Annotated in this window: 6 protein-coding genes and 1 riboswitch; of the genes, 4 read left to right on the top strand and 2 right to left on the bottom strand. The window is 27.1% G+C overall.

What is annotated here, in order from left to right; translation table 11 throughout:
• The coding region (locus tag H5J23_RS02640; protein ID WP_185890908.1) for a GH32 C-terminal domain-containing protein at positions 1-889 on the top strand (889 nt) is incomplete at its 5' end.
• A 12-nt stretch (positions 890-901) separates the two neighbouring features.
• Positions 902-1768, top strand: a complete 867-nt coding sequence (locus H5J23_RS02635; RefSeq protein WP_185890906.1) for an ROK family protein — start codon at positions 902-904, stop codon at positions 1766-1768.
• A 47-nt stretch (positions 1769-1815) separates the two neighbouring features.
• On the opposite strand, the gene H5J23_RS02630 is transcribed toward H5J23_RS02635, so the two are convergent.
• Together H5J23_RS02630 and H5J23_RS02625 are read right to left on the bottom strand one after the other, a co-directional pair.
• Positions 1816-3108, bottom strand: coding sequence for a PTS sugar transporter subunit IIC (locus H5J23_RS02630; protein ID WP_023051492.1), 1293 nt, complete (start codon positions 3106-3108; stop codon positions 1816-1818).
• Between the two features lie 15 nt (positions 3109-3123).
• Entirely contained in the window at positions 3124-3738 is a 615-nt protein-coding gene (locus H5J23_RS02625; RefSeq protein ID WP_023051491.1) for a hypothetical protein, read from the bottom strand.
• A 40-nt stretch (positions 3739-3778) separates the two neighbouring features.
• Between H5J23_RS02625 and H5J23_RS02620 the strand changes: the two genes are divergently transcribed.
• A complete protein-coding gene (locus tag H5J23_RS02620) occupies positions 3779-4429 on the top strand; it encodes a MurR/RpiR family transcriptional regulator (protein ID WP_023051490.1) in 651 nt (216 codons plus the stop codon).
• Positions 4430-4534: 105 nt separating this feature from the next.
• A riboswitch (purine riboswitch) is annotated at positions 4535-4632 on the top strand.
• 44 nt (positions 4633-4676) lie between these two features.
• Entirely contained in the window at positions 4677-6095 is a 1419-nt protein-coding gene (locus tag H5J23_RS02615) for an amidohydrolase (RefSeq protein WP_221892782.1), read from the top strand.
• The last annotated feature ends 48 nt before the right edge of the window (positions 6096-6143 follow it).

Raw genomic sequence — 6143 nt, 5'->3', positions numbered from 1 at the left:
AAGAGTTGATTTAACTGGGACTATAGTTGTTTTTTCGTCTCATAATTTAATTGATTGGAGTTTTGAGCAAGAAATTATCAATGGAAATTTCGGATTCATGTGTGAGTGCCCAGATTTTATTGAGGATAAGAAGAATAAGGCTCTAATTTTATCACCTCAAGGAATTAAAGCTGATGGAGATTTATTTAATAATAGATATCAATCTGGTTATATAATTAGAGATTTGTATGATATCGAAAAAAATGATTTCATTGAACTTGATAGGGGATTTGAATTTTATGCGCCTCAAACATTTAAAGATGAAAATAATAAAAATGTTTTAATTGGCTGGATAGGCATGCCTGAAGAATTAGAGCATCCATCTATCGAAAAGGAAAATTGGGTACATTCTTTAACTATTCCAAGAGTATTAGAAATTAAGAAAAATAAGATTTTCCAAAAACCACATAATAATTTGAAAAAATTAAGAAAAGAAAAAATTGTAATGGAAAATATATATTTAGAAAATACTATTGACCTTTCAAAATATAATATTCTAGGAGATGCTTATGAGCTTATAATATCTTTAGGCGATTTTTCTAAAGATATAGAAATTGACTTAAGAAAAAATGGAAATGAAAGAACTACTTTTTCTTTTGATTCTATTAAAAAAAAGGCATCTTTAAATAGAAATTTTTCTGGTTACGGTTATAAAGGGATTAGAAAATGTTATCTTAAAGATTTAAAAAAAATACATATTTTTGTAGATAAATGTTCTGTTGAAATATTTTTAAATGATGGAGAAGAAGTCTTTACTGGAAATATCTATCCAAATAAAGATAGTTTAGGTATTGAAATTCGAAGTAAAATGTTGTTTACTATACCTAAGATAGAATTTTATAAATTTTAATTGGAGGATTTTATGAAACTAGGAGCTATTGAAGCTGGAGGAACAAAATTTGTATGTGGAATTGCTGATGAAAACGGTAATATTTTAGAAAGAGTTAGTTTTCCTACTGAAACACCTGAAATCACTTTACAAAAAGTTTATGATTTTTTTAAAAATAAGGGAGTTGAAGCTATTGGAGTTGGCTCGTTTGGTCCAATTGATCCAAATCCAAATTCTGAAACTTATGGATATATAACTAAAACTCCCAAAAAATATTGGAGTGACTTTAATTTAATTGGTGAGTTACAAAGAAATTTAAATATTCCTATGGCTTTTGATACAGATGTTAATGGTGCTGCGTTAGGTGAAGCCACTTGGGGAGCTGCAAAAGGATTAAAAAATTGTCTTTATCTTACAATTGGAACTGGAATTGGTGGTGGAGCACTAGTTTCAGGAAAATTAGTTCACGGAATGCTTCACCCTGAGATGGGACATATTTTTGTTAGAAGACATGAAAGTGATTCATATATTGGAAAATGTCCATTTCATAAAGATTGTTTTGAAGGGTTAGCATCTGGGCCAGCTATTGAAGAAAGATGGGGAGTAAAAGCTTACGAACTTCCTGTTAATCATGAAGCTTGGAAACTTGAAGCCTATTATATCGCTCAAGCTCTTGTAAATTATATTTTAACTATTTCACCAGAAAAAATAATTCTTGGTGGTGGAGTTATGAAACAATCTCAATTGTTTCCTCTAATTAGAAAAAATGTAAAAGAGATGTTAAACAACTATGTTCAAACTAAAGAGATTTTAGAAAATATTGATGAATATATTGTATATCCAGGTCTTGGAGATAATGCTGGGTTACTAGGTTGTATAGCACTTGCGTTAAATATATAATAAATTTATAAAAAAATCTCAATCTTTCTGGATTGAGATTTTTTTATTTATATAGAATTTTCAATTTCTAACATATGTTTTTCATGAATCTTAAAAAATGGGTAATATATTATAATACTTAATACAGCTATAAATATTGTAAATATTAAATTTCTTATATCCATAGAAGATAGATACCCTTGGATAAAAAATGGTGCAAATGACGGATCTACTATATAACCCATAGATATTAAATCTATTTTTTGAGCAACATAAGTTAATGACAAACTCACTATCGGCATAAATAAAAATGGAATAGCTAATATTGGATTTAATATGATTGGTGTTCCAAAAATTACAGGTTCATTTATTCCACAAATTCCTGGAATAAACGATAATTTTCCTATTGATTTAAGTTGCTGAGATCTACTTCTCATCATAAGAATAACTAATCCTATTGTATTTCCTGCCCCACCTAATATTGCTACTCTAAACATTTGTAAATTCATAAGCATCTGTGGTTCTTGTCCAGACTTTATTAACTCTGCGTTGATTCCTGTATTTGCAATTCCTAAAGAAAATACAAGCGGAAAGATTATCGATGTTCCATTTATTCCAAATAACCATAATAGATTTCCAAAAACAACAATTGCAACATAACCCCATATATTATTTCCAATTGTTAATGCTGGTGTTAATATCATCATTATTAAACTTGGAATATCTTTTCCTGTATATACAAAGATTGTAATACTTAAACCATAAATTATAATTATATTCACTAGTAATGGAATTAATGCATTCATAAAAGATAAAACTGCTGGTGGAATATGTTCACCTTTAAACTTCCAATCTAATTTTTCAATAAGCATTGTTATTTCAACTGTTAAAAGACTTAAGATAATTGCAATAAATAACCCATCAGCACCTAAATAAGTCATTACAATAGAGTTATTTTCAATTGGTGCAGCTACTAGTAAAAATATAATCATTGATATTAAACCCGATGTTGACTTATTAAGATTATAGTTTCCTGATAATGCATAAGCTATAGTAAATGATGTCATTAAACCTACTATTCCCATTGTAAAATTAAAAGGCTTAGTTAATATTGCATAATTTTCTATAGCAAATTTTTTCCAATTTAACATAAATTTCAAAAATATATTTTGTGTTTCAGGATTTACTAAATCAACATTTATAGGTGGATTAGCTAGTATTAAAAATAATGAACCTACAACAATTAAAGAAAGAGTCATCATCATTCCTGTTGAAATTGCTGCTAAATGTTTTTGATTACCAATTTTATCCCCTATAGGCAAAAGTACTTTTTCTAATTTACTTAAAAATTTATTCTCCATTCTTCCCCCAAACTCCTATTCTTGCCACGGATTATATTTAAATGCTGATATTACTACTTTTTTTGGATCGTACTTCTTTAAAATTTCATTATATTGTTCTTTATAGTCATTATCTACTTCTTTTTGAGGAATAACCATACTAGCTTCATTTAAAAAATGAAATGAATCTCTTCCCATTTCTGCTCCTCTAGTTGTATGTTTATCTAAAGCATAATCAGGTATCTCTGGAACATGTCCCATCGCAAATCCTTTAATAACAATATTTTTTAATAAATCACTTGATCTATCTTTTTCACAATTACAAAGATATCTAATTGCATGAATAAAAAATATTGGTCTATCTCCATCAGCATAAGCATATTCTTTCCTCATTTCTTTTAAATTATTTATTAGAATAGCTGCCATTGGATCTCCCATTCCAATATCTTCAACAGAAATTGCAACTAATCTTCTCCATAGTTTTTCCTCCATTTGTGGAGATGTTATATACATTTCATAAGCAAATTCGCATGCTGCCTCAACTTTTCCTCTTCTAATAGATTTTTGAAGAGCTGAAATAACCTCATCTCCTACTAATCCATTTCTTGTTGTTACTCTTGCCCAAGGGTCTTGTAAAAATTTCTTTTCCATTTTTTCTCCTTTATGATATATAATATTGTTGGTGATATTAATGATTGATATAAATTATATTTGTAAAAAACACAAATTGACAATTCTAGAAAAAACTATTTTAGAGTTTATAGTTCAAAATATTCAAAATAAAAAGAAAATTTCTATTAGAAATGTAGCTTTAGAAAATTTTACTTCTACATCTGTCATCTATAAATGTATGAGTAAAATTGGCTATAGCAGTTACTCCAATTTTATTTATTTTTTAAAAATAAATAATAATTCTTTAATTTCTAAGGATTATTCTTTCGAAGAAAATGAATCATTCAAAAAAGCAATTAATTTATTGAAAAAAAACAAAGATAAACTTTTTATGTTTACATCTACAGGAATAGCAAATAATATTTCTTCATATATGAATGAGCGTCTAGCTCTTCTTGGAATAAGAAGTATTTCTAACAGTCATATTCAATTATTAGAAAATTACTTTTCTAAAGATATTATCTTGATAACACTTTCTCAATCTGGTGAAACTGAATCTGTTATTGATATTCTCAAAATAGCTACTAAAAATAAAATTAGGAGTTTGAGCTTTATTGGAAAAAAAGATACCACAATTGAAAATCTTTCTGATATAAGTCTTATATCAACTAATGATATTTTTTTTGCAGATGTCATTACTATTTTTGAAGAAATCTTGAAAAGAATATAATCTTTTTTATAATAAAAGTCAATAATTGCAAGCTATTTAAAAAAATGTTTTGAAAAATAAAAAAATGTTTTCCCTTCAATCTTTGAATAAAATATGATAAAATTCTTTTAGAAAAATTATAAAACTTATATATATTTGGGATATGGCCAAAAGTTTCTACACCAAACCGTAAATTTGGTACTATAGGTAAAAGTTGACTTAAAACAGTAAGCTTTTGCTTGCTGTTTATTTTTTTAGGGAGGATTTTGTGAAAAATTATTTGAAAAATATGCTTTTAATAGGTACATTATTTTTAGTTGGATGTAGTTCTTTAATTCAAAAAAAAGAAAATGCCAGTATTATTATTAAAAATGGTACTGTTTTAACTATGGATAAAAATAATAAAGTTATAAATAATGGAGTTGTTATTATAAAAGATAATAAAATTATTTCTGTGGGAAATAAAGAACTTTTAAAAGTTTACTCTGCAAAAAAAATAATAGATGCTGAAAATGGCATAATTATGCCTGGTATGATTAATACACACAATCATCTTCCTATGATTGCTTTCAGAGGGCTTGGAGAAGAAGGAATAAAAAATAGATTATTCGCTTACTTTTTTCCGTTAGAAGGAGAAAAATTAAATAGAGACTTAATTTACAAAGCTACTATTCATGGAAGTATTGATATGGCTCTTTCTGGAGTTACAACATATGCTGATATGTATTACCATATGGATGAAATGGCTAAGGCTACAAAAGATGTTGGGATTAGAGGTGTTCTTGGAGAAACTGTTATAAAATTCCCTGTTGTTGACGCTAAGACTCCTTATGGTGGAATTGAATATGCTATTAATTTTATTGAAGAGTACAAAAATGATGATTTAATTATTCCTGCTTTTGGTCCTCATGCTCCTTATACTGTTTCTAAAGAAAAAATGCAAGAAATAGAAAATTTATCTAAACAATACAATGTTCCTATTATGATTCATGTTGGAGAATTTGATGATGAAGATAAAAGATTAAATTTAAAAAATAAATCTGTTATTGAATATATGGATTCTATTGGTGTATTAAATAATAGAGTTTTACTTGCTCATGCTATTCATTTAAATGAAAAAGATTTAGATATCATAAAAAAAAGAGAAGCTTCAATTGCATATAATCCTATGGCTAATGCAAAAGGAGCCACAGGAATAGCAAGAGCTTATGAAATGTTAAATAAAAATATAAAAGTTGGACTCGGAACTGATGGACCTATGAGCTCTAACCAAGTAGATCTTTTTAGAACTTTAAGTTATGCCTCTTCTATGCAGAGGTTAAAATATAACGATAGAACTATTATGACTCCAGATGTCGTTGTTAAAATGGCTACAATTGGAGGAGCCCAAGCTTTAAATCTAGATAAGAAAATTGGATCAATTGAACCTGGAAAATTAGCTGATATTGTCATAATTGAAACTAAATCTCCTAATATGATGCCTAACTATGATCCTTTTGCTACTCTTGTTTTTCAAGCTAATCCATCTAATGTAGATACAACAATTGTTAATGGAAAAATAATTGTAGAAAATAAAAAATTAAAAACGTATGATATCAAAAAAAATATAAAACAAATGAAAGAAATTGAAAATGATATTGCTAAATTTGCTAAAGAATTAGCAGAAAAAGCTAAGAAAATAAATTAAAATTTAATAAAAATGGACTCTTAAATTAAAGAGTCCATCTTTATTATT

The organism is Cetobacterium sp. 2G large, assembly GCF_014250655.1.
Taxonomy (GTDB): Bacteria; Fusobacteriota; Fusobacteriia; order Fusobacteriales; family Fusobacteriaceae; genus Cetobacterium_A; species Cetobacterium_A somerae.
The sequence above is the reverse complement of the archived record's forward strand: the minus strand, read 5'-3'. Positions and strand labels throughout refer to the sequence as shown.

What these genes read in the sequence shown, in the direction of transcription:
- H5J23_RS02630 (WP_023051492.1), bottom strand. Translation starts at nt 3,108, where the DNA reads ATGGAGAATAAATTTTTAAGTAAATTAGAAAAAGTACTTTTGCCTATA.
- H5J23_RS02635 (WP_185890906.1), top strand. Translation starts at nt 902, where the DNA reads ATGAAACTAGGAGCTATTGAAGCTGGAGGAACAAAATTTGTATGTGGA.
- H5J23_RS02625 (WP_023051491.1), bottom strand. Translation starts at nt 3,738, where the DNA reads ATGGAAAAGAAATTTTTACAAGACCCTTGGGCAAGAGTAACAACAAGA.
- H5J23_RS02620 (WP_023051490.1), top strand. Translation starts at nt 3,779, where the DNA reads ATGATTGATATAAATTATATTTGTAAAAAACACAAATTGACAATTCTA.